The 24,379-nt window shown below is 63.3% G+C and carries 19 protein-coding genes; 15 read left to right on the plus strand and 4 right to left on the minus strand.

All coding sequences use genetic code 11. The features are described 5' to 3' along the window. Positions 1–2: 2 nt before the first annotated feature. From K3165_RS05580 to K3165_RS05590, 3 genes are read right to left on the minus strand one after another with little or no spacing between them, the layout of a single operon-like run. The gene (locus K3165_RS05580) at positions 3–980 is read right to left on the minus strand and encodes an NAD(P)H-dependent flavin oxidoreductase (protein WP_221547789.1); all 978 of its coding nucleotides are present in this window, start codon (positions 978–980) and stop codon (positions 3–5) included. A 60-nt stretch (positions 981–1,040) separates the two neighbouring features. Continuing rightward, positions 1,041–1,631: a flavin reductase family protein gene (locus K3165_RS05585; RefSeq protein WP_221547790.1), complete on the minus strand. Its 591-nt coding sequence runs from the start codon at positions 1,629–1,631 to the stop codon at positions 1,041–1,043. Positions 1,632–1,672: 41 nt separating this feature from the next. Further along, a complete protein-coding gene (locus K3165_RS05590) occupies positions 1,673–3,184 on the minus strand; it encodes a tryptophan halogenase family protein (RefSeq protein ID WP_221547791.1) in 1,512 nt (503 codons plus the stop codon). A 156-nt stretch (positions 3,185–3,340) separates the two neighbouring features. Between K3165_RS05590 and K3165_RS05595 the strand changes: the two genes are divergently transcribed. The 6 genes from K3165_RS05595 to K3165_RS05620 all read left to right on the plus strand — a co-directional run bounded on the left by K3165_RS05595 (position 3,341) and on the right by K3165_RS05620 (position 13,948). After that, entirely contained in the window at positions 3,341–6,667 is a 3,327-nt protein-coding gene (locus K3165_RS05595) for a TonB-dependent receptor (protein ID WP_221547792.1), read from the plus strand. A gap of 152 nt (positions 6,668–6,819) precedes the next feature. After that, positions 6,820–7,881 carry a LacI family DNA-binding transcriptional regulator gene (locus K3165_RS05600; protein ID WP_221547793.1) on the plus strand — a complete coding sequence of 354 codons (1,062 nt, stop codon included), beginning with the start codon at positions 6,820–6,822 and terminating at the stop codon, positions 7,879–7,881. Beyond that, positions 7,868–9,067 (plus strand): MFS transporter, encoded by a 1,200-nt coding sequence (locus K3165_RS05605; protein ID WP_221547794.1) that lies wholly within the window; start codon positions 7,868–7,870, stop codon positions 9,065–9,067. Before K3165_RS05600 ends, K3165_RS05605 begins: the two co-directional genes overlap by 14 nt. A gap of 83 nt (positions 9,068–9,150) precedes the next feature. Further along, positions 9,151–11,526, plus strand: a complete 2,376-nt coding sequence (locus K3165_RS05610; protein WP_221547795.1) for a glycoside hydrolase family 3 protein — start codon at positions 9,151–9,153, stop codon at positions 11,524–11,526. A gap of 106 nt (positions 11,527–11,632) precedes the next feature. Beyond that, positions 11,633–13,105, plus strand: a complete 1,473-nt coding sequence (locus tag K3165_RS05615) for a sugar MFS transporter (protein WP_221547796.1) — start codon at positions 11,633–11,635, stop codon at positions 13,103–13,105. Positions 13,106–13,213: 108 nt separating this feature from the next. After that, positions 13,214–13,948, plus strand: a complete 735-nt coding sequence (locus K3165_RS05620) for a 3'(2'),5'-bisphosphate nucleotidase CysQ (RefSeq protein WP_221547797.1) — start codon at positions 13,214–13,216, stop codon at positions 13,946–13,948. Here the strand turns inward: K3165_RS05620 and K3165_RS05625 are convergent. After that, on the minus strand, positions 13,945–14,838 hold the full coding sequence (locus K3165_RS05625) for an HpcH/HpaI aldolase/citrate lyase family protein (RefSeq protein WP_345720508.1): 894 nt from the start codon (positions 14,836–14,838) through the stop codon (positions 13,945–13,947). The genes K3165_RS05620 and K3165_RS05625 overlap by 4 nt on opposite strands. 119 nt (positions 14,839–14,957) lie before the next feature. On the opposite strand from K3165_RS05625, the gene K3165_RS05630 reads away from it, so the two are divergent. From K3165_RS05630 to speD, 9 genes are all read left to right on the plus strand, one after another. Then, positions 14,958–16,991 (plus strand): TonB-dependent receptor plug domain-containing protein, encoded by a 2,034-nt coding sequence (locus tag K3165_RS05630; protein WP_221547798.1) that lies wholly within the window; start codon positions 14,958–14,960, stop codon positions 16,989–16,991. 67 nt (positions 16,992–17,058) lie between these two features. Further along, positions 17,059–18,945: an acetate--CoA ligase gene (gene acs, locus K3165_RS05635; RefSeq protein ID WP_221547799.1), complete on the plus strand. Its 1,887-nt coding sequence runs from the start codon at positions 17,059–17,061 to the stop codon at positions 18,943–18,945. Positions 18,946–19,020: 75 nt separating this feature from the next. Next, positions 19,021–20,037 (plus strand): SPFH domain-containing protein, encoded by a 1,017-nt coding sequence (locus tag K3165_RS05640; RefSeq protein ID WP_345720511.1) that lies wholly within the window; start codon positions 19,021–19,023, stop codon positions 20,035–20,037. Between the two features lie 11 nt (positions 20,038–20,048). Then, positions 20,049–20,720, plus strand: a complete 672-nt coding sequence (locus K3165_RS05645; protein WP_221547800.1) for a DUF4178 domain-containing protein — start codon at positions 20,049–20,051, stop codon at positions 20,718–20,720. Next, entirely contained in the window at positions 20,717–22,003 is a 1,287-nt protein-coding gene (locus K3165_RS05650; protein WP_221547801.1) for a DUF4178 domain-containing protein, read from the plus strand. Before K3165_RS05645 ends, K3165_RS05650 begins: the two co-directional genes overlap by 4 nt. A 27-nt stretch (positions 22,004–22,030) precedes the next feature. Further along, positions 22,031–22,174 carry a hypothetical protein gene (locus tag K3165_RS05655; protein ID WP_221547802.1) on the plus strand — a complete coding sequence of 48 codons (144 nt, stop codon included), beginning with the start codon at positions 22,031–22,033 and terminating at the stop codon, positions 22,172–22,174. Positions 22,175–22,228: 54 nt separating this feature from the next. Next, positions 22,229–22,438 (plus strand): DUF350 domain-containing protein, encoded by a 210-nt coding sequence (locus tag K3165_RS05660; RefSeq protein WP_221547803.1) that lies wholly within the window; start codon positions 22,229–22,231, stop codon positions 22,436–22,438. Further along, positions 22,431–23,996, plus strand: a complete 1,566-nt coding sequence (locus K3165_RS05665; RefSeq protein WP_221547804.1) for a polyamine aminopropyltransferase — start codon at positions 22,431–22,433, stop codon at positions 23,994–23,996. Before K3165_RS05660 ends, K3165_RS05665 begins: the two co-directional genes overlap by 8 nt. Then, on the plus strand, positions 23,986–24,333 hold the full coding sequence (gene speD / locus K3165_RS05670) for an adenosylmethionine decarboxylase (RefSeq protein WP_221547805.1): 348 nt from the start codon (positions 23,986–23,988) through the stop codon (positions 24,331–24,333). The genes K3165_RS05665 and speD overlap by 11 nt, the downstream gene beginning before the upstream one ends. The last annotated feature ends 46 nt before the right edge of the window (positions 24,334–24,379 follow it).

Here is a 24,379-nt window from a genome sequence, read left to right on the forward strand (position 1 = left end):
CCTCAGGCTTTCTGCATGCCGGCAAGGCGCTGGGTGATGATTTCCTCCGCCTGAGCCATGATCCTGTCGATCAGTTCCTGGCAGGTCGGGATATCGTTGATGAGGCCTGCCACCATGCCGCAAGACCATGCGCCTGCATCCATATCGCCTTCGGTCATGATGCGCGGATAGACGCCTGCGACCTGTTCGATGATGTCTTCGAACTTGAGGTCGTCGCCCTTGTCCTTCTCGATCTTGAGCAGTTCCTCGACCGCGTCATTGGTCATTACGCGCTCGGTATTGCGCAGCGGGCGCATGACGAGGCGGGTGTCGAGTTCGGAAGCCGCGACGATGGCCTTCTTCACGTTCTCGTGAACCGGCGCTTCCTTTGTCGCGATGAAGCGCGTGCCCATGTTCATGCCGTCCGCACCCATGGCGAGCGATGCCACGAGGCTCCGCCCGTCGGCCATGCCGCCGCTGGCGACGAAGGGGATTTCCAGCTCGTCCGCAGCGCGCGGGAGCAGGATCATGTTCGGAATATCGTCCTCGCCCGGGTGACCGCCGCATTCGAAGCCATCGACCGAGACCGCGTCGCAGCCGATCGACTGCGCCTTCAGGCTGTGGCGAACGCTGGTGCACTTGTGGATCACCTTGACGCCCGCATCCTTGAAGAAGGGCATGACCTGCGCCGGGTTGTTGCCCGCAGTCTCGACGATTTTCACGCCGCCTTCGATGATGGTGCGCACGAGGCCCGGGTAATCGGGCGCATTGACTGTGGGCAGGAAGGTGAGGTTCACGCCGAAGGGCTTGTCGGTCATGTCCTTGCAGCGCGCGATCTCGTTGGCGAGCTTTTCGGGCGTGCCCTGCGTGAGGCCGGTGATGATGCCGAGTCCGCCCGCATTGGATACCGCTGCCGCCATTTCCGCAAAGCCGACATAGTGCATGCCGCCCTGGATGATCGGGTGCTTGATGCCGAACATTTCGGTGATGCGGGTTTTCATGGGGCCTCTCCTCAAGTCTGATTGCGTTTTGCAACCGGTATCGGGGGGAGAGGGGAGAGTCTAGCGCTTCGCGACCCGCTCCAGCGCCTCGAGCAACTGCTGCCCCCGTTCCGTAAGGGAAAGCTTTTCGCCCGCTTCTTCGGCCAGTCCTTCGCGCTCCAGATCGGCGCCGGTCGGTGCGCGCATGATGCGACCGTACTGGCCGCCGTGGTAGATCAGCGGCTCTGCCTCGCGCCGGTCGAAATCGATGACCTCGCCGAGGAAGATGGCGTGATCGCCGCCCTCGTATTCGAAGCGCGCGCGGCAACCGAAGCGCGCAGCACAGCCTTCGATAAGCGGAGCGCCCTCGGGGCCGTCGGCCAATGCAAGACCATCGAACTTGTCGACACCGGGCGTGGCAAAACGGTCGGACATCGGCTGCTGATCGGCAGCAAGCACGTGGACCGCCCAGTTCTCCGCATCGCGGAAGACCGGGAGGCTGCCGGAATGAAGCGACAGGCTCCACAGCACCATCGGCGGATCCAGGCTGACCGAATTGAAGCTGTTTGCGGTAAGGCCCACCGGCGCGCCCGACGCATCGCGCGCGGTGACGATGGTCACGCCGGTGGCGAATGAGCCGAGCGCGTTGCGGAAAGCGAGGGGATCGAACATCTTCGCAGTCCGCTAGAACGCCTGTGTGCGAAGGGCAAGCGTCAGGCAGCGACCTTGGGCGCCGGGCAGTAGCGCTCGAGGTATTCCTTGTGCCCCGGCATGCGCTGGACGAGCCACTGGATCGACTTGGCCATTTCGTCGATTTCCTTGGCCGAAGCGTCGGCGACGCCATCCGCCATCGGGCTGGTGCCGTCCATCGTGATGCCCTGGCCGAGCATTACCGCGGCCCAGCTGGTGGTGGTGAAGAGTTCGTCTTCCTCGCGGAACACCTGTCCGTTCGCCTTGAACACCTCGATCTTCTCGGTGAGGCTGTCGGGCACGTCCATCGTGCGGCAGTAATTCCAGAATTCGGAATCGTCGCGGCGCGTGGCCTTGTAGTGCAGGATCAGGAAGTCGCGAATGCGCTCGTACTCGCGGACCGTAAGGCGGTTGAAAGTACTCGCCTGCGCTTCCGTGACACCGTCGAGCGACAGGGTAGCGATCAGCTTGTTCACGCCGGTGTTGATCAGGTGGATCGAAGTGCTCTCGAGCGGCTCCATGAAGCCCGAGGCCAGACCAAGCGCGACTACGTTCTTGTTCCAGAACTTCTTCCGGCGACCGGTCACGAAACGCAGGTGGTTCGGATCGGCAGTGGGCTTGCCCGCCATGTTGGCGATCAGGATATCGGTCGCCTCGTCGGCTTCCATGAACTGGCTGCAATAGACATGGCCGTTACCGTTGCGGTGCTGCAGCGGCACCTGCCACTGCCAGCCGGCCTTGTGTGCGGTCGCCTTGGTGAACGGCGGCGGCGGCGAGCCGTCGTCGCGATTGCATGGAAGGGCAACCGCGCGATCGCACGGCAGGTAGTGGGTCCAGTCTTCATAGCCGGTCTCGAGCGCCTGCTCGATGAGAAGGCCGCGGAAGCCGGTGCAATCGATGAAGAAGTCGGCCGCGATTTCCTTGCCGCTGTCGAGCGTCAGCTTGGTGACGTAACCGCTCTCGCCGTCGAGGGCGACGTCCTTGACGATCCCCTCGTGCCGCACGACGCCGCGCTGCTCGGCATATTTGCGCAGGTATTGCGCATAGGCGGTCGCGTTGATGTGGTAGGCGTAGTTGATCGGCGGCAGGTCGTCGCGCGCATAATCTTCTGTGCGCGAGAACTTGCCGTAATAGGCCGCCATCGTCTCGAGGTTGAACAGCTGCAGCGGGCGCTTGTCGCCGCGCTCGTGCATCTTGTGCCAGACCTGGTGGAAGCCGATCCCGCCGATGTCGTAGCCATAGGCACCGAAGGGGTGGATGTAGCTCTCGCCCACCTGGCCCCAGTTCTCGAACTGGATGCCGAGCTTGAAGCTGCCCTGCGTAAAGGACAGGAAATCGCGCTCGCTGATGTTCAGCGCCTGGTTGAATTCGACGAAGGGCGGGATGGTTGCCTCGCCGACACCGACAGTGCCGATCTGTTCCGATTCCACCACCGTGATCGCGAGATTGCGCCCGTCACGGATACGGGACAGCGCCGCCGCTGCCATCCAGCCTGCAGTACCCCCGCCCACGATTACAATATGTTCGATAGCCATCCCGAAAACCTATGCCAGCAATTCCGTCCTGTTGCCAGACCGCAACGGTCCTGTGGTAGGGGAATATTCTAACTTGTGAACGCTCACAACCCTCGATATGTTACAGTCAGATTGCGGGATTCGTCCTGACAATTACGCTTGGGATAGGGAGGAACAATGTCTCAGAAAACCACCGGCGTCGCGCCATTTTCGCGTCGCATTGCAGCGTTGACCACTGCATCCGGTCTCGCACTCGTGGCCGCGCAGCCTGCTTGGGCGCAGGATGCCGACACGGCCGAAGAACCGGCTGCCGAAGAGGTCGATGAAGAAAACGTCATCATCGTTTCGGGCTTCCGCGAGTCGCTCCGCACCGCGCAGGACTTCAAGGAACGCGCCGACACCGTAGTCGACGTCATCACGGCCGAAGACATCGGCGCACTGCCCGACCGCTCCGTGGCGGAAACGCTGCAGCGCGTCCCCGGTGTGAACATCGGTCGCTTCGAAAAGACCTCGGATCCGACCCGTTTCTCGGTCGAAGGTACCGGCGTAATCATCCGCGGCCTTCCCTACACGCGCTCGGAACTCAACGGACGCGACATCTTCTCGGCCAATGGCGGCCGTGTCCTGAGCTTCGAAGACGTTTCGCCCGAACTCGTGGGCCGTGTCGAAGTCTACAAGAACAGCACCGCCGATATGATCGAAGGTCATATCTCGGGCATGGTGAACCTCGTCACGCGCAAGCCGCTCGACAATCCCGGTCTTAATCTCGCCGGCTCGATCGAAGCCAATTACGGCGATCTGCGCGAAAAGTGGTCGCCCACTTTCAACATCCTTGCTTCCGACACGTTCGATTCCGCCGCCGGCACCTTCGGCCTGCAGCTGAGCTACTCGAACTCGTCGCTCAAGAGCCGTACCGACGCATCGCAGATCGTTGATCCCTGCTATCGTTCGACCACCGACCTCACCAGCGGCTGCGTCCGTGCCCAGGTCGTCAATTCGGGCGGTTTCCAGGGCGATATCCTGCTCGGCCCGGATGAATTCCCGGTTGCAGGAACGGGCATCGTGCCCCAGTTCGCCAACGTCCGCTCGACCACGCTCGACCGCGACCGCGAAGCGATCTCGGGCGTAGCGCAGTTCGAATCCGCCGATGGCGGCCTGCTGATGACGCTGGAATACCTGCGTTCGGAAACCGACTTCTTCACCGAAGAATATGCCATCCTCGGCCGTATCGACGACGGCGTCACTTCGCCGGTCCCGCGTTCCGGTTCGACCTGGACCTTCGACGAGAACGGTAACTTCGAAAGCGGTATCCTGACCTTCGGCGAAGGCGATGCCTATGCAACGCCGTTCGGCCTGGGCGGTGTCCCGACCGATACGCTGCGCTTCCTTCGTGGCACCAATTCGGTCACGCAGGATCTCTCGCTCGACGTCGACATGGAATTCACCGAGCGTTTCCGCGGCAGCGTGGACATGCAGTATGTCAATTCCAAGCTGACCCGCGATTCCGTATTCGGTGCGATGAGCACCTGGTCGGATATCGCCATCGATCTCAGCGGTGACATCCCGGATATCCAGTTCCTGGCTCCTCCGGGCGCCCCGGCTGACTACTTCAGCTCGGGCTTCTACACCTACTATTGGTTCGGTCTCGACAGCCGCGAGAAGAACGAAGGCGAGCTCTTCAGCCTTGCCGGTGATTTCGAATACGACATCAGCGACGACGGCTTCTTCAAGACGGCCAAGTTCGGTGCTCGCTGGGCTGCGCGCGATCGCGTGAACCGCAACACCAACTTCAGCACCTGGGGTAACCTCTCGGCTCCTTGGGCCGGTCGTGGCGGCTGTGCGCCCTGGGGCGAAGGTCCGGGCTGCTTCTCGGGCCCGGGACCCTATGTTCCCGACTGGGCCGGCTTCACGCCGGGTCGGTTCTACACCGGCCTGCCGGGCCAGGAATTCGCGATCGCAGGCGGCGCCTACGTCGACGAATTCCCCAATGCTTCGCAGTTCGTCAGCCCGTTTGCCGACAACTTCCAGCGCGGCAACGCCTCGACCCCGATCGCAGGTGGTTCGGCCTGGTTCTACGGCGGTGACGATTTCCTTCAGGAATATCTCGACGGCGTAACCGACCAGCAGTGGGACGACATTTCGACCTTCGGCCAGTCGCCCGAGCGCTTCAATCTCGGCGTTAACGGCCGTACCGGATGCGACATCGACGGTGTCTTCTGCCCGAACGAGATTTCGGACGTTACCGAAATCACCAAGGCAGCGTATGCTCGTGTCGACTACGGTCTGGACATGGCTGGCGGCTGGACGCTCGCTGGTAACATCGGCCTGCGCTACGTGCAGACCGAAGTCAGCAACGACTCGCTGGTCCGGTTCCCTGATCCCGAGCAGTTCGACGCTGTCGCCAACGGCGGCAACGGCGACGGCGTCGTGCAGGTTTCGGAGATCACCGACTCCTGTCCGCCCACGCCTCCGGGAGGCTTCGCGCCGGACATCCTCTACTGTCAGCTGACGGGTGCGCGCCTGGCCGAATACGCCTCGCTGTTCACCGGTGAGTTCGTGCCGGATACGCAGGACATCACGTTCGATCACTTCCTGCCGGCGTTCAATATCCGCCTCGACAGCGGAACGGGCTGGGTCATCCGCGGTGCGGTATCGAAGGCGATTTCGCGTCCCGACCTCAACCTGTTCAATGCAGGCGGTACGCTCGGCTTCAGTGGCAATGTCGATAGCGGTCCGCTGCTGTCGATCCGCACGGGTAACCGGAATATCCGGCCTATCGAATCGTGGAACTACGATCTGAGCGCCGAATGGTATTTCGACGACGTCGGCTCGCTTACCGCTGCGTTCTTCATCAAGGACATCGACGGTATCGTGCAGAACGGCCTCGGCCTGGTGAACTACACGGCACCCAGCGGCCTTTCGCAGGATGTCATCATCAACGGTCCGGCGAACGATATCGATGGTACGCTGAAGGGCGTCGAACTCGCCTACCAGCAGACCTATGATTTCCTTCCCGGCCTGCTGAGCGGACTGGGTTCGCAGTTCTCCTACACCTATGTGGATGGCGGCGACTTCCCGAACCCGAACATCTCGAGCATCGGTTCTCCCTCGGTCAATTCCGACGGCGCCCCGATCAACGCGGGTCCGTTCGTCAGCCAGCTGCCGCTGGCCGGCATTTCGGAGCACACCGTCAACGCTACGGTGTTCTACGAGAAGGGACCGATCTCGGCTCGTGCCGCCTACAACTGGCGTAGCGAGTTCGTGGTCACCGTCAGGGACGACCTCTTCCCGTTCTCGCCGATCTACCAGGAATCGGGTGGACAGCTTGATGCGTCGATCTTCTACAGCGTGACCGACAACATCAAACTGGGTGTCCAGGGCGTGAACCTTCTCGACGAAGTTACGCAGCTCTCGACCGTGGTCGACTACGACGGAACGCGCGTGAACAGCGCAGCATTCCGTAACGACCGCCGCTACACCTTCATCGCTCGCTTCAACTTCTGAAGCCTTCGATAGTGTGATTTGGGACGGGCCTCGGTTGCAAGACCGGGGCCCGTTCTTTATTGTAAAACACCAAGATGCCCTGCTGGCGGGTGCCTGCGTGATGTTACGGGATCATGCGCACGCCATTTTCGCATGGGATGGGGGATGTGAATATGGGTCGGCGGCGCCAGTCGGTGACAATCAAGCACGTGGCAGCCGATGCTGGGGTTTCGCTCCAGACGGTGAGCCGCGTCATCAACAACGAACCGAACGTGCGCCCCGCAATGAAAGAGCGGGTCCAGGCGAGTATCGACAAGCTGGGATACGTCCCCTCGATCGCCGCCCAGCGCATGAGCGGATCGCGTTCCTACCTGATCCTTGCGATCAACGACCGCGACCTGACCATCGCCGACTGGAAGGCACGCGAAGGCCGCGACTGGGTCGACCAGATGCTGCTCGGCGGCATGCTGACCTGTGCCGAACATGGCTACCGCATGCTGATCGAACTGGTCGACACGCATAGCGATCACGTGGAACGTGAGCTTAGTGCGGCGATCGCTGCGCTGCAACCGGACGGCGTCATCCTGACCCCGCCCCACTCCGAAAATGCGCTCATCACCGGCCTGCTTGCCGAAAAGGGCATCCCGTTCGCGCGCATCGGCTCGAAACAGGAAGGCCCGGGCATCGCGATGACCATGGGCGACAGCCACAATGCGCGGCTGGCGACCGACCATTTGATCGAGCTTGGACACGAGCGGATCGGCTTCATCGCCGGTCCGGAAGATTTCAGCCTGTCGGGTTGGCGTATGGAAGGCTGGGCCTCCGCGCTCGACGATGCAGGCTTTTCCTCCGAAGGCTTGTGCGAACGCGGTGATTTCGGGTTCGAAAGCGGCGCGAAGGCAGCCGAACGACTGCTCGACCGCGACCCTGCCCCCACGGCGATTATCGCCAGCAGCGACCAGATGGCGCTTGCCGTGCTGGAAGTCGCGCGCCGTCGCGGCTTGAACGTGCCGAAGGATCTCTCGCTGGTCAGCTTCGACAATTCGCCCATCGTGCGCTTCACCCAGCCTCCGCTGACGGCAATCGACCAGCCGATCGCCGCCACTGCGGCGCGTGCGGTAGAACTGCTCATCGATGCCCGCAAGAAACCCGCTCCGATCAAGCCCGTGCAAATCCAGGGCGAACTGGTGGTGCGCGGATCGACGGCGTCGGCCAGGGTAGATGCAGGAAACTGACGCTCGTCCGGAGCAGCGCCAGTCGCTTCGCTTTCTGTGGCTCTACGCGCTTGCTGCTGCAGGCGGAGCGGTATCCTACGTCCCGTTCCTGACGCTTCTGCTGCCGGTTCGCGCCGAAAGCATGACAGGCGCAAGCACAATCGACCTGCTCGCCTATTGTGCTTTTGCCGGAGCGAGCGCGGCCAGCCTCGCCAATATCGGTTTCGGTTGGGCTAGCGACCGCACAGGTACCCGCAAGCCGTGGATCCTCGGCGGGCTGGTGTGGTCCTGCGCACTTCTTGTCTCGCTCCCCGTCGCCAAGGATCCGCTGCAATTGGTAGGGCTCATCGTCTTGTGGCAGATCGGCCTGAACATGATGCTGGGACCGCTGGCGGCATGGGCCGGCGATGTCGTTCCCGACGGGCAGAAGGGCATGCTGGGCGGCTTGCTGGCCTTCGCACCCGCGCTTGGTGCCGCTTCAGGCGCGCTGGTGACTGTTCCGGACCTCGCCGGACCGGACGCAAGATTGACCATTGTCGCCTGCCTCGTAGCGCTCATGGTCCTGCCGGTGCTGCTGTTCGGCAAGCCGCGCCCCATGCCCCACCTTGCCGAAGACGTTCCGGAAAAGGCACCCGAGGTCCGGATCGCAGCTCGCGGTGCCGTTGCCCGAATGTGGCTTGCGCGGTTGCTGGTCCAGATCGCCGAGGCCGCCCTCTTCGCCTACCTGCTGATCTGGTTTCTTTCGGTCGATCCGGCTTTCACCGACAACGACACGGCGCGCATCTTCGCGCTGGTTCTCGCACTCTCGGTCCCGCTGGCCATGCTTGCCGGGCGCTGGTCGGACCTCAAGGACCGGCCGATACTCCCGCTGGTGCTGGGCGCCGCGCTGGGCGCTGCCGGCCTGCTCGTCATGGCATCGGTCGAGGGCATCGAGGAAGCGATTGCCGGATATCTCGTCTTCGGCCTGTCCACCAGCGTCTTCCTCGCCCTGCATTCGAGCCAGACCCTGCGCGTCCTGCCCAAGCCTTCGACGAGGGGCCGCGACCTTGGCATCTTCAATCTGACCAACACGGTTCCCAGCCTCATCATGCCGTGGCTCACGCTCGCGCTCGTCCCGGTATTCGGCTTCAGCGGCCTGTTTATCGTCCTCGCCGTGTTGACCGTCCTTGCAACACTCCTTCTGGCGACCATGCCCCGCCTCAACTAGCCGCTTGCTTTTGAACCGAACGCATGGCAGTTTTCACTTTGATAACGTTCTCAATCGGGAGAGGACGCGGAGGGATGAGAGACATGAAAGCGTTTTGGTTGGTGTCGGCTGCAGCAGTGGCCCTGGCAGGTTGCAACACCGTTCCGGCAGAAGTCGAAAGTACGCCGGTAGCAAGCGCCAGCACGAGCGAAGATGCACGGGTTGCCGACCTCGTTTCGCGCATGAGCCTCGAACGCAAGGTCGCCCAGCTCATCCAGCCGCAGATCAACAGCTTCACGCCGGAAGACATGCGCCGTTACCGTTTCGGCAGCTATCTCAACGGCGGCAATGGCGGCCCCTATGGCGACGAGTACGCCGAAGCCAGCGAATGGCTGCGCTATGCCGACGAGATGTATCTCGCCTCGGTCGAACCCATGGAAGGCGACGAGCCCGTCATTCCGACCATGTGGGGCACCGATGCGGTCCACGGACACACCAACATCATCCGTGCAACGATCTTCCCGCATAATATCGGACTGGGCGCGACGCGCGATGCCGATCTCATCCGCCGGATCGGTGCAGCGACCGCGGTCGAGATCGAAGTGACCGGCATCGACTGGAACTTCTCGCCCACCGTGGCCGTCGCGCGTGACGACCGTTGGGGCCGCACCTACGAAAGCTATTCGGAAGACCCCGCCATCGTCGCACCGCTCGGCGCTGCACTCGTCGAAGGCCTGCAGGGCCGCAAGGGCGATGCAAACCGCCTCGGCGCAGGCCATGTTATCGCCACTGCCAAGCACTTCTTCGGTGACGGCGGTACCGACCAGGGTGTCGACCAGGGCGATGTGAACGGCGACATCGAAGAATTGAAGGCGGTCCACGCCGCGCCCTACCCCGCGACCATCGAGGCCGGGGTGGAAACCATCATGGCCAGCTTCAATTCGATCAACGGCCGCAAGATGCATGGCAACAAGGACATGCTGACCGATGTGCTCCGAGGCGAACTCGGCTTCGACGGCCTCGTCGTCGGTGACTGGAACGGCCACGGCCAGGTTGCCGGCTGTACCAACACCGATTGCCCGCAGTCGCTGCTGGCGGGGCTCGACATCTACATGGTCCCCGACGACTGGAAGGGCCTGCTTGAGACGCTGGTCTCGCAGGTCGAGGACGGCACCATCCCGATGGCCAAACTCGACGAGGCGGTGAGCCGCGTGCTGCGCCTCAAGATGCGTGCAGGCCTGCTCGACGAATTCGTGAAACCTTCCGATCGCCCCAATGCCGGCAATTACGACCTGATCGGTTCGGCAGAACACCGTGCCATCGCGCGCGAGGCCGTCGCCAAGTCGCAGGTCCTCCTCAAGAACAACGGCGTCCTGCCCCTAAAGGAGGGCGCGAGTGTTCTCGTGGCAGGCGGCGCGGCCGACGATATCGCGCAGGCTGCAGGCGGCTGGACGCTGACCTGGCAGGGTGGCGGCGATCTCGACAACAGCTACTTCCCCGGCGCAACCTCGATCTGGAGCGGCCTCAAGACCGCGGTCGAGGAAAGTGGCGGCAGCGCCACGCTGTCGGCCGATGGCAGCTATTCGGACAAGCCCGATGTCGCCATCGTCGTCTTCGGCGAGGAACCTTATGCGGAATTCGCCGGCGACCGGAAGCATCTCGGCTTCACCGACGAGGAAGGCCTCGAACTCCTGCAAAAGTTCAAGTCCGAAGGCGTGCCGACCGTCGCCGTCTTCCTCTCGGGCCGGCCGATGTGGGTGAATCGCGAACTCAATGCTGCTGACGCTTTCGTGGCCAGCTGGCTGCCGGGCGGCGAAGGCGCGGGTATTGCAGACGTTCTGACGGGCGCGATGCCCGCTACCGGAAAGCTGGGCTTCAGCTGGCCTGCAACCTGCGACTACGGCCCGCTCAACGGCCCCGAAGGTGCGCTCTTCACCGTGGGCTACGGCCGTTCGTTCGACGATCTCAGCCCGTTGCCGACACTCGATGAAAATTGCGCCCCGCTCCAGCAGGGCGCGGCGAAGGACTGGTATGTCAACGGCCGCCTTGCCGATGGCGTGCTTGCCAACACTGCGACCGGAAAGCTCGACAATCTGCGCGGCGAAGCCGGCGGCATTTTCGCTATCGGCCTCGATCGCAACGCGCAGGAAGATGCCCGGGCGATCAGCTTCGGCCCCGGCGCCTATCTCGAGCTGGCACAGGGCGGCGGCGACAACGGATATGGCTATCGCGTCATCTACGAAGTCCAGACCCGCCCCTCCGCTGCCGTCTACCTGAAGGTTGGCGCAGGCGAGCCGCTGGACATCACGCAGCAGCTCTCCGTCGCGGAAGGCAAGGGCTATCGCGAGATGATCATCACCGATGCCTGTGTCGCCGATCTTGGTCCGTCGCTCACCTTCACGTCGCAAGGGCCGTTCAAGATCAACATCGGTAGCGTCGTGCGCGAGGAATTTGCCGAAGGCACCGACTGCTCGTTCTGACGGCGTATTCGTATTCGCTTTGTGCGCCGGAAAAAGGCTGGCAAACAGGGCATAGAAACAAACCGGGCGTCTTGGGATCGCACCGGGACTTGGGAGGACAATTGAAATGGCACTGGCACCCGACGTTGCGTCGAGCACCGATCCGAATCCGATAGAAGTCGACGACGACAGCCCACCCGTAGACGCGCCGGGCCTGCAGTATTTCGTCTTCGGCCTGTTCTTCATCTTCGGCGGCATCACCTCGCTCAACGACGTGATCATCCCGAAGCTGAAGGAGCTCTTCACGCTGAGCTGGACCGAAGCCATGCTCATCCAGTTCTGCTTCTTCATGGCCTATTTCATCGTCGGCATCCCCGGCGCGAAGCTGGTCAAGAAGCTGGGATACATGCGCGGGGCCGTGGCCGGTCTCGTGACCATGATGCTCGGCTGCCTGCTGTTCATTCCCGCCAGCCAGACGGCGACTTACGGCATCTTCCTGCTGGCGCTCTTCGTGCTCGCCAGCGGTGTGGTGATCGTGCAGGTCGTTGCCAATCCGCTCATCAGCCTGCTCGGCGCACCGTCGACGGCCCATAGCCGCCTGACCTTCGCGCAGGCTTTCAACTCGCTCGGCACCACGATCTTCCCGATCGTCGGCACGATCGTGATCCTCGGCAGCCTCGCGACCGTTACGGCAGACCAGCTGTCCGGCCAGGCGCTGGTGGAATACCGCCAAGCTGAAAGCGAGGCGATCTGGAAGGGCTACCTCGGCGTTGCCGGACTGATCGGCATCGTGGCGCTGGCCGTCTGGTCGTTCCGCAACCGCCTGCCCCATGACCCGAAGATCATGGGCGATTCCGCATTCGTCACCAACAAGCGCTACGGAATGGGCCTCGCGGTTGCCGCAATCGGCGGCGTGACCGCGCTCCAGTTCAGCCCGCTGATCGGTCTTGCGCTGATCTGCCTTGCACCTGCTGTCTGGCTCTACGACAACGACCTGATCAAGCGTACGCGCTTCGGTTTCGGCGCGCTGTGCATCTTCCTGTACGTGGGCGGTGAAGTCGCGATCGGTTCGGTCATCATCAACTACCTCACGCAGGAAAGCGTGATGGCGAACGGCGGTCCGGTGACGTCGTTCCTCAACGGCCTCTTCGGCTTCGAATCCAACGAAGTCGAATGGATGATCGGCCTTTACTGGGGCGGCGCGATGGTTGGCCGTTTCATCGGCTCCTACTTCCTGCGCATCTTCTCGCCGGGCAAGATCCTCGCCTTCAACGCGACCATGGCGATCCTGCTTATCCTGCTGTCGACCAACAGCACGGGCGAACTGGCAGGCTTCTCGCTGCTGGCAGTCGGCCTCATGAACTCGATCATGTTCCCGACGATCTTCTCGCTGGCTTGCGAAAAGCTGGGGCCGCGCGCAGCAGACGGTTCGGGCATCATCAACGTCGCCATCTTCGGCGGCGCAGTGGTCCCGCTGCTCTACGGCGTGGTTGCCGACGCAACCGGCGGCGACCTCGCCCTCGCAATGGCAATACCGATCGTCTGCTACGCGGTGATCGCCTGCTACGGGATCTTCGCAAGGCGTCCCGCCACCGCGTAGAATTCGAAATCAGAGACCTTTTCGGGGGTTCGCAAGGAGGCTTCGGTCTGCCATGCGGCCCCCGAATTCTTTTGCGGGCTATCGATCCGCCAGCTTCAGGGACCGCCAATGACCGACGCCGAACTCGCCGCCCACCTCGCCGAGGTTGCAGGCAAGATCCTCATCCAGGTTCGCGAGAGCGGCATGTTCGAAGGCAAATCGCTCGGCAAGGCGGGTGATGAAACCGCGAACCAGTTTCTGTGCCACGCGCTTCGCCAGCAGCGTCCCGAGGACGGCCTGCTGTCGGAAGAGGAAAAAGACAACCACGCGCGGCTCGACAAGGAGCGCGTCTGGATCGTCGATCCGGTCGACGGCACGCGCGAATATGGCGAGGCCCGCAGCGACTGGGCGGTGCATGTGGCGCTATGCGTGAACGGCAAGCCGGAAACCGGTGCAGTCGCCCTGCCCGGTCTCGACACCGTACTGCGGACCGACGCACCGATCGACGTTCCCGCGGCCGCGCAGAAGCCCCGCATGGTCGTCAGCCGCACGCGCCCCGCCAAGGAAGCGGTGTCGGTGGCGGAAACCATCGGCGCAGAGCTCGTCGGCATGGGCTCGGCTGGCGCCAAGGCCATGGCCGTGGTTCGCGGCGAGGCGGAAATCTACCTCCACACCGGCGGCCAGTACGAATGGGACAGCGCAGCGCCCGCAGCGGTCGCTCTTGCGCATGGCATGCACGCCAGCCGCATCGACGGTAGCCCGCTCACCTACAACCAGGCCGACACCTACATGCCCGACCTGCTGATCTGCCGTCCCGAATGGGCCGAGCGCGTGCTCGCCGAAGTGGCAAAGCTCGCCGACTAGGCCTCGACCTGCGCGAGCAATTGCCGCGCCCGGCTGAGGTGCGGACGATCCAGCATCTTGCCCTTGTGGCCGATGGTGCCCGCACCGGGATTGGCTTCGAATAGCGCGACGATCTCGCGCGCCTCGGCGATTTCTTCCTCGCTCGGGCTGAATGCCTCGTTGATCACCGGAACCTGTGCGGGATGGATCGCCAGCATTCCACGATAGCCGTCGCGGCGGACCTTCCCGGCGCGCTTCTCCAGTCCTTCGAGGTTGCGGAAGTCGCCGTCGATCGTTTCGATGGCAGGCACGCCAGCCGCTGCAGCACCGAGCAGGGTCAGGCTGCGGGCGAGTTCGTAGGTGAAGCTGTATTCGCCATCTTCGCCGCGATTGGACATGGCGCCGATGGAATCGGCCAGGTCTTCCGCACCCCAAGTCATCGCCACCAGCCGCGGCGCGCCTGCATAGTCACCGGTTGTGAACATGGCTGCGGCAACTTCGGTCACCAGCGCGATGACGGGCGTAGAGCCGGGTTCGATGCCCAGTTCCATTTCCAGCGGCGTGAGCATCTGGTCCAGCGCCTCGACATCGTGCCGCCCGCGCGACTTGGGCAGCATGATGCCGCCGGGGCGTGCGGGTATGATCGCGGCCAAATCATCGGCGGTGTGCGGGCCGTCGAGCGGATTGACCCGCACCCACAGCCGGTCGTGCTCGCCGTTGTCGCGCGTCTTCAGGAAGGCGCAGATCGCTTCGCGTGCGGCCGGCTTGGCGTCGTCTGCGACCGCATCCTCGAGATCGAAAATGACGATGTCGGCCTCCCCTTCGGTGGCCTTCGTCATCTTCTTTTCGCTGTCGCCCGGTGCGAACAGCCAGCTGCGGTGGCGCGCCGGAAGGGCCCTTGGTTGAGACACGTATGATCCTCTCTGCTCAGTCCTGCGCGCCTTGAGCCGCTCTTGCCGCTCCAAGTCAAGCCGGACACCGATGCCGGTCGCGGGTTGTGCCGCGCCGCATGTCTTGTAGACGCAGGGCAATGAGACAGACTTTCCGCAGCTCGCTCTACGTTACCATTGCAGGCCTCGCGGCCATCTGGGCGCCCAATGCGCTTGCGCAGGAAACCGACGCAGATGCCGAGGAAGAAGCGACGCTGATCGTCGTAACGGGCGAAGGACTGGACCAGACACCGGCCAGCCCAGCCTACGACACGCAGGTGATCGACCGCGAGCAGCTCGTCTCGACCTCTTCGGGCCGGATAGAGGATGCGCTCGCCAGCGTTGCGGGCTTCCAACAGTTCCGCCGCTCCGATAGCCGCTCCTCCAATCCGAGCGCGCAGGGTGCGACGCTGCGTTCGCTGGGCGGCAATGCCACCAGCCGCGCACTCGTCCTGCTCGACGGCGTGCCCATGGCCGACCCGTTCTTCGGCTTCATTCCTTTCACTGCCATCGCACCGGAACGGCTTTCCGAAGTCCGGGTGACGCGGGGCGGCGGTTCCGGCCCTTTCGGCGCAGGCGCGCTGGCGGGCACGATCGAGCTCGATAGCGCCGATGCGGCAACGCTCGGCGGCTTCGGCGGGCATCTCTACGCCAACGACCGCAGCGGCACCGAGAGCGCGGCCCATGTCGCGGGCGATCTCGGCGGAGGTTTCGGCGTCATCTCCGGGCGCTGGGACCGTGACAAGGGCTTCTTCACGACGCCGCCTGCCGACCGTGTCGATGCAAGTGCGCGCGCGGCCTACGACAGCTGGTCGGTACAGGCTCGCGGTGTCACACCGATCAGTGACAGCGTGGAATTGCAGGCGCGCGGGCTGGTCTATGACGATCGCCGAACCTTGCGCTTCGACGACGCTGACAGTTCGAGCACCGGACAGGATGCGAGCCTGCGCCTTGTCGGCAGGGGAGACTGGCAGTTCGACGCGCTCGCTTATGTGCAGGCGCGCAACTTCACCAATATCGTCATCAGTTCCACGCGCTTCGTGCCAGTCCTCGACCAACGCAACACGCCATCGACCGGTCTGGGCGGAAAATTCGAAATCCGACCTCCGGTGGGCGACAGCAATGTCCTGCGACTCGGCATGGACTACCGGCGCAGCGATGGAGAGCTTTTCGAGACTGCAATCAGCGCCTTTACCGGCGCCGTGCGCGAGCGGCGCAATGCGGGCGGCACCAATACCGACCTCGGTTTCTTCATCGAGGACGATCTCCAGCTCGGCCCTCTAACTCTCACGGCCGGCGCGAGGCTCGACCGCTACACGATCCGCGACGGCTTCTATGTCGCGCGGTCCGACGATGGCGCAGTCCTGGTGGAAGATCGCTTTGCTGACCGCTCCGGCTGGGACGAGTCCTTCCGCGGCGGCGCGGTCTTCGATGCAGGTGGCGGGCTGAGCCTTCGCGCAGCCGCCTATACCGGCCTGCGCCTTCCCACGCTCAACGAACTCTACCGACCCTTCGTGGTGTTTCCGGTCACCACCAATGCCAATGCCGCACTGGAAAACGAACGGCTCGAGGGCTTCGAGGCGGGGATAGACTTCGCGCCCGGCGAAGCTTTCGACCTGTCGCTCACCGCATTCCAGAACCGCGTCGAGGGCGCGATTGCCAATGTCACGCTCGACCCGGTGACCCGCCAGCGGCGCAATATCGATGCCATCGAGGCACGCGGTATCGAGGCAAGCCTCGGCCTTGCGCTAGGCGACCTGCGTTTCGATGGCTCGCTTGCTTATACCGATGCCGAGTCGCAGCAGGATGGCGCGGAATTCGATGGGAACAGGCCTTCACAGACCCCCGCATGGGTCGGCGGTGCCACGGTCAGCTATCGTTTCGGCCAGAGCGGCCTTGTCGCGGCGAACCTACGCCATGTCGGGCGGCAGTTCGAAGACGATCTGGAAAGCGATGTCCTGCCCGCCGTGACCACCCTCGGCCTTTTTGCGCAGGTACCGGTGACGGGCGATGCCTCGCTCGTCCTGCGCGGCGAGAATCTCACCGACGAGGATATCGTTACCCGCAACCAGGGCGGATCGATCGACTATGGCACGCCGCGCACCGTCTGGATCGGCATCAGGATCGGCGGCTAGCGATCGGTCATTGCGTCGCCGCGTCAGGCAGATATGATCCTTGGCCGAGAGAGGAGACGCCATTTCCATGAATGCCCAGCAAGACCTCGCCGCCCGTCACGAGGCGGTTGACCGCGATCCGGACAGCTACTGGCTGAAAGAGGCAAAGCGGCTCGACTGGGACACCTTCCCGACCATTGCCAATCGCAGCTCCTTCGAAGAGGCGGATTTCGGCATCCGCTGGTTCGAGGACGGCGAACTCAACGTCACCGTCAATTGCCTCGACCGGCATCTTGCGGAGCGCGGCGACAAGACGGCTATCGTTTTCGAGGGCGACGAGCCGGGCGAAGGCTACAGTCTCACCTATGCGCAAGTTCACGAGGAAGTCTGCCGCTTCGCCAATGCGCTGAAGGATTGCGGCGTCGGCAAGGGCGACCGGGTGGCGATCTACATGCCGATGATCCCCGAAGCGGCTTTCGCCATGCTCGCCTGCGCAAGGATCGGGGCGATCCACTCTGTCGTCTTCGGTGGCTTCTCCCCCGACAGCCTTGCCGACCGCATCCAGGATTGCGGGGCGAAAATGCTCATCACGGCGGATGAGGGTTCGCGGGGCGGCAAGCGCATTCCACTGAAGGCCAATGCCGACAAGGCGCTCGAAAAGTCGCCCGTCGATGCGGTCATCATGGTTCGCCGCACCGGCGGCGATGTCGCCTTCATCGAAGGACGCGACCACTGGTGGCATGTTCTGCGCGAGAAAGTCTCGGCCGATTGCCCGGCCGAAAAGATGAGCGCAGAAGACCCGCTTTTCATCCTCTACACCTCAGGCTCGACCGGCAAGCCCAAGGGCGTGATGCACACGACCGGCGGCTATCTCTACTGGGTGACCGCCACCTTCGACATGCTGTTCGGCGCGAAAGAAGACGATGTCTTCTGGTGCACTGCCGATGTCGGCTGGGTCACCGGCCACAGCTACGTGGTCTACGGCCCGCTCGCCAATGGTGCGACTACGGTGATGTTCGATGGCGTACCCAACTATCCCGACTTCGGTCGGTTCTGGGAGACCTCGAACCGGCTCGGCGTGACCATCTTTTACACCGCTCCCACCGCGATCCGCGCCCTGATGCGCGAGGGCGACGACTGGGTGAAGCGGCACGACCGCTCGCAGATCCGCCTGCTCGGCACCGTGGGCGAACCGATCAATCCCGAGGCGTGGAACTGGTATCACGAAGTCGTGGGCGATGGCCGCTGCGAGATCGTCGACACCTGGTGGCAGACCGAGACAGGCGGCGCGTTAATCGCTCCCGTGCCCGGAGCGGTGAAGACCAAGCCCGGCAGCGCAACCAAACCCCTGCCCGGCGTCTATCCGGCGCTGGTCGACAACGACGGTGCGCTGCTGGAAGGGGCAACTTCGGGCAACCTCATCATCACGCAAAGCTGGCCGGGCCAGATGCGCGGGGTCTGGGGCGACGAGGACCGTTTCTTCCAGACCTATTTCACGACCTATCCGGGGCGATATTTCACCGGCGACGGCTGTCGGCGCGACGAGGATGGCTATTACTGGATCACCGGCCGCGTCGATGACGTGATCAACGTATCCGGCCACCGTATGGGCACCGCCGAAGTCGAAAGCGCGCTGGTCGCCCATCCCAAGGTGGCGGAAGCCGCCGTGGTCGGCATGCCGCACGATGTCAAAGGCCAGGGCATTTACGCCTATGTCACGCTCAACGCCGGCGAGCCGGAGAGCGAGGAATTGCGCAAGGAGCTGCGCCAGTTCGTGCGTCAGGAGATCGGCCCGATCGCCTCGCCCGACGCGATCCAGTTCGCTCCCGCTTTGCCCAAGACTCGTAGCGGTAAGATCATGCGCCGCATCCTGCGCAAGATCGCGGAAGGCGAACCCGACAAGGTGGGCGACACCTCGACCCTCGCCGATCCGGCTGTCGTCGATGCACTAATTGCAGGCGCAGTAACCGGCTGACCGATTTCTACAGTATTTAGCCCCGCGGGATTTGTTTCTCTTCCCGCGGACGGCTAACCTCGCGGAATTACTATCGTGAGGGACGTTATGGGCTGGTTTTCCAAGCAATTAATCGATGTCATCGAATGGGAAGAACAGCCGGGCCAGCTCGCCTGGCGTGTCCCCATGGAAGACAACGAGATCCAGTACGGCGCCCATCTGACTGTGCGTGACGGCCAGCACGCGATCTTCCTCGACAACGGCAAGCTTGCCGACAGTTTCGACCCCGGCCTTTTCAAGCTCGACACGCAGAACCTGCCGATCATCACCAGCCTGGAAAACTGGGCCAAGGGCTTCGAATCCCCGTTCAAATCGGACGTCACTTTCTTCTCGACCCGCGAGATTACGGGGCTGAAGTGGGGCACTGCCCAGCCGATCACCGTGCGCGACCCCGAATTCGGCGCGATCCGCATCCGCGCATTCGGAACCTATTCCTTCCGCATCGGTGACGTCGAACAATTCTACCGCACGACCTTCGCCAACCTCGCCGAGCTGTGGATCAACGACATCGAGCCGCAGATGCGTTCGATCATCGCCACCAGCCTCGCCGCGACGCTCGGCTCGTCGGACGCGGCCTTCCTCGACCTTGCCGCCGACCAGCAGAAGCTGTCGGGCCTGCTCCGCCAAGCCGCAGACAATGCGACCGACCAGTGGGGTATCTCCATCCCGACGCTGTTCGTCGAAAGCCTCTCGCTACCCGAAAAGGTGCAGGAAGCGATCGACAGCGGCTCCTCGATGCGCGCGCTGGGCGATTTGGGCCAGTATGCGCGGTTCAAGGCCGCGGACACGCTCGACGAAGCTGCGGCGGCATCGGGCGGTGCGGCAGGTGCCGGCGCCGGAGTGGCTGCCGCAATGGCTCTTGGCCAGGTCATGAACGGGGGCCTCATGGGGGCAGGCGCAGTTGCCGCCCAGCCGGCCATCGGCGGCCCGGCTCCCCAACAGGTCGATCCACTCGAAATGATCGAGAAACTGCACAAGCTCCACGTGGCAGGCGCGCTGAGCGAAGAAGAGTTCGCCGCCAAGAAGGCCGAACTGCTGGCGCGTCTGGGCTGAGGGCCGGAAAAATGCTGTCCTGCCCCCAATGCGGTGCACCTGCGCAATCCGCGCTTCCCGGGCTGCCGCTAGTCACCTGCACGAGTTGCGATGCGCTGCTCATGGTCGATGGCGACAACATCAGGAATGTCGGCGACAGCGGCCGCATGCCGTTCGACGTCAGCCCCTTGCAGATCGGTACGCGACTGACGGTCGAGGGGCAGCGAGGGCAGATCGTCGGGCGTGAACGCTGGGCGTGGGACAACGGCAGCTGGAATGAATGGCTGCTCGATTTCAGTGGCGGCAAGATTGCCTGGGTGGCCGAAGAAGCAGGCTATTACATGATCATGAGCGCGATCCAGCCGCGCGCCGATGTGCTGAAGAGGCTTTCCGATCTCGGCGGGCAGGCCTGGGGCGTGCTTGGCGAGACCATACAGGTCGACAAGGTCCGCTACACCGTATCGGACGTCAAGAAAGTGTCCTGCGTGGCGAGCGAAGGCCACTTGCCGGAGCCGGTCGGAGCGGACTTCCCGCGCCGCTCGCTCGACCTGCGCAGCAAGGACGGCCGTGCGCTCACCTGGCAGCGCGACGCTCATGGGTCAGGAGTATGGGCGGGCAGATACTATCGCCTTGCCGAGCTTGAACCTGCCGGACTGCGCCAGTTCGATGGCTGGTCGATGCCCAGATATGCAGGTGCGCGATGACGACAGACGCGGTCGCACCTTCCGTCAAAGCCATCACCTGCCCCTCCTGCGGAGGCACGCTGGAACTGCGCGCCTCGGGTTTCTCTACACTGATCGTATGCCTTTACTGCGGCAGCGAGCTCGATCTTACGAACCCGCAGGTCAAGCTTCTCGCCGAGCACGCACAGGCAGGTGCCGAACTGGTCCTGCCGATCGGCAGCAGGGGCCACCTCAAGGGCACCGACTGGACGGTGATCGGCTATCTCGAGAGGAATGACGGCTGGTCCGCCTGGGGCGAATACCTGCTGTTCAACCCGTATGAAGGCTATCGCTGGCTGATCCATCAGGACGCAGGCTGGAGCTTCGGCGTGCCTTTCCTCATCCAGCCGGGATCGCCGCGCGGACTGACCCAGAAGATCGGCAACGAGTACTTCAAGAAGTGCTTCCGCGAGACGACCAACACGGTCGATTACGTGCTCGGCGAGTTCTATTGGCAGGTCCGCAAGGGCGACCAGGCCGAGGTGAACGGCTACGTCTCTGGTAACCGCATGCTGTCATGCGAGATCGTCGGCGACGGCTACGAATGGACAATGGAAGAGTGGGTCTCTTCGACCGAAGTGGCCGAGGCGTTCGGCATCGAGAACAGCGGCCAGTATCCCGAGACCGGCACGCATCCGCTCCCGCACCAGCCCAATCCCAATGCGGGCCTTGCCGGCTACATGTTCAAGGTCGGGGCAGCTGCACTTCTTCTCGCTCTCGTCTTCGCGATAGTATTCGGTAGCAGCAGCCCCCGCAGCGAAGTATCTCTCCTTGCCGGGAATTCGCCTCAGAGCAGGCAAGTGGTCATCGAGCCCTTCACCATCACGGGATCGTCACAGCCATTCACGATCGATACGCGCGGCGAGCCGGGCGACAACAGCTGGCTCGATGTCGAATACGTCCTGACAAACATGGACACCGGTGAAAGCCGCGTCGCCAACCAGCCGATCGAGTATTACTTCGGAGGCAACTGGAGAGAAGACGACCGCCGGGGGACAATCAAGCTCTCCTCGGTCCCCCCGGGACGCTACTCCCTCGAGGCCGAGGTCATTCGTCCAGAGGACGAACGCGGCGCGTATGTGGCGCAGACGCCGACGGCCAAACCGGTCGAGATCGTTGCAGGACCGGGCGGCATTTTCTGGTCGAACCTGTTCCTCCTGTTCGTCGTGCTGTTCGGGCCCGCTTTCTGGGTACTGGCGAAGGCAATGAGCTTCGAGGCGGTCCGGCGCGACGATTACGATTACGGGCATGACGATGATGACTGATCGCCTGCGGCAGTTGGGAGAGTTTCGATGAAGCGACGCCTTTTTCTCGTCTACGCGGGCACCGCGCTGGTCGCCTTCGGAGCTGCGGCGATGACCGGCTACTCGCCCTTCGGGGACGGCAAGCAGGAGCGCGACGCCTACAGCCGCGGCGGCGGACCGAGCCACAAATAGAATATCAACACCGGCGCAATCCATGCCGGAAGGGACAATTTCAGGGAGCCTTACATGCTGAACACCGACACTTTTCTGGCCAGCCTCGCCTATTCGCTGATGGGCATCGCGGTCTTCATCGTGACCTTCGTGATCGTCGACCTGCTGACGCCCGGCAAGCTGTGGCAGGAGATCATCGAAAAGCAGAACCGCGCAGTGGCAAGCCTTGCTGGCGCGGTCGCCATCGGCATCGCGATCATCGTAGCGGCAGCCATCCATGGCTGACACGGCGTCGGCCCTGCCACGCAGTCCGGCGGATGAGAGCAAGGAGGAGCGGCAGCCCGACCTGTCGCTCATCCTGCTGCTGTCCGTCTTCGTCGTGGCCACCTGCGGGCTGGTCTACGAACTGCTGGCGGGCACGATCGCGACCTACTTGCTGGGGGACAGCGTCACCCAGTTCTCGACCGTTATCGGGACCTACCTGTTCGCGATGGGGCTTGGCAGCTGGTTCTCGCGCTATGTGAAGCGCGACTATCTAAAATGGTTCGTGCGCGTCGAAATCCTGATCGCACTTATCGGCGGGACATCGGCGGCTAGCCTGTTCCTGCTGTTCACCGTGGTCGAGGATTTCCGCCCGATCCTCTATTCGATGGTCCTCCTGACCGGCTTTCTCGTCGGCCTCGAGATCCCGCTGCTGATCCGGATCCTGAAAGGCCGCTACAGCTTTGGCGACCTCGTCTCCAATGTCCTGACCTACGACTACATCGGCGCGCTCGCCGCATCGCTCGTCTTCCCGCTGGTGCTGGTGCCGTTCGTCGGTCTCGTGCGCGGCGGGTTCGTGATCGGCCTAGTCAACATATCGGTCGCGCTGCTGCTCGTGTTCCGCCTGCGCAAGGACCGGCTGCTCGGCCCTGAGCGGCTGGCTGCGGTACTGGTCGCGGCAATCCTGCTGGCAGGCGCCGTCTTCTCCGAGAAGCTGCAGTCGATTTCCGAAGCGCAGCTCTATGACGATCCGATCGTCTACGCGACCTCGAGCAAGTACCAGCGCATCGCCTTCACGCGCCGCAATGGAGACATGCGGCTCTACCTCAATGGCAACCTCCAGTTCTCCTCGCGCGATGAATACCGCTATCATGAGGCACTGGTCTGGCCTGCGCTTGCAAGAGTAGAGCGCCCGGCGAACGTGCTGATCCTTGGTGGCGGTGACGGGCTGGCGCTGCGCGAGGTGTTGCGCAATCCGGAGGTGGAGAAGGTCACGCTGGTCGATCTCGATCCTGAGATCACGCGTCTCTTCGCGACGGTTCCGGCACTGAGGCGCATGAACCTGAGCGCCTTCGACGATCCACGCGTGAACACGATCAACGACGATGCCTATACGTGGGTACGCGACAGCCGCGAGGCGTTCGACGTGGTCATCGTCGATTTCCCCGATCCCACGAACTATTCGATCGGCAAGCTCTATTCGCTGGGTTTCTACCGCTACCTAGGCCGCATCGTCGCGCCGGATGGTCTCGTGGCCGTGCAGAGCACCGCTCCCTACATCGCACCGCAGGCCTTTGCGATGATCGGCGACACACTCTCCGCGGCAGGCTTCGAGACCCGCCCCTACCACGTCTACGTCCCCAGCTTCGGCGACTGGGGTTTCACCCTCGCCGGCAAGAAGGCGCCGGGTGAGCTTGCCGCTCCGCTTCCCGAAGACCTCCGTTTCCTCACGCCGGAAGCGGAGAAAACGATGTATTCATTCGCGCCCGATATGCTGGCTTCCGCCGAGACGATCAATCGGCTCGACAACCAGGCGCTCGTGCGCACCTTTACCGCGGAGTGGCGACGTTATGGCCTCTGATATCGAACCGGTCGGCGAACATGCGCTGCTCGATATCGACGGTGCCAAGCGCCTCGACGAGCCCGAGTTCCTCGAAGCGCTCATGCGCGAAGCGGCCGAGACCGCGGGCGCCACGATCATCGGTTCGCACTTCCACCACTTCGGCGAGAAGCAGGGCGTAACCGGAATTCTCCTGCTCGCGGAATCGCACATCTCGGTACACACCTGGCCCGAACGCGATTTCGCCGCCTTCGATATCTTCATGTGCGGAGCCGCGACGACCTCGACCGCGGTGCAGTCGATCAGCAAGTGCTTCGAAGGCGCAAGGATTCACCTACGCTCCGAAAGCCGCGGCTGAGCCGGGCGGGCACGATAAACCCCCGGCAGGAGGAATGCCGGGGGTT

Origin of the sequence: Qipengyuania xiamenensis (genome assembly GCF_019711495.1) — a bacterium.
GTDB lineage: Bacteria > Pseudomonadota > Alphaproteobacteria > Sphingomonadales > Sphingomonadaceae > Qipengyuania > Qipengyuania xiamenensis.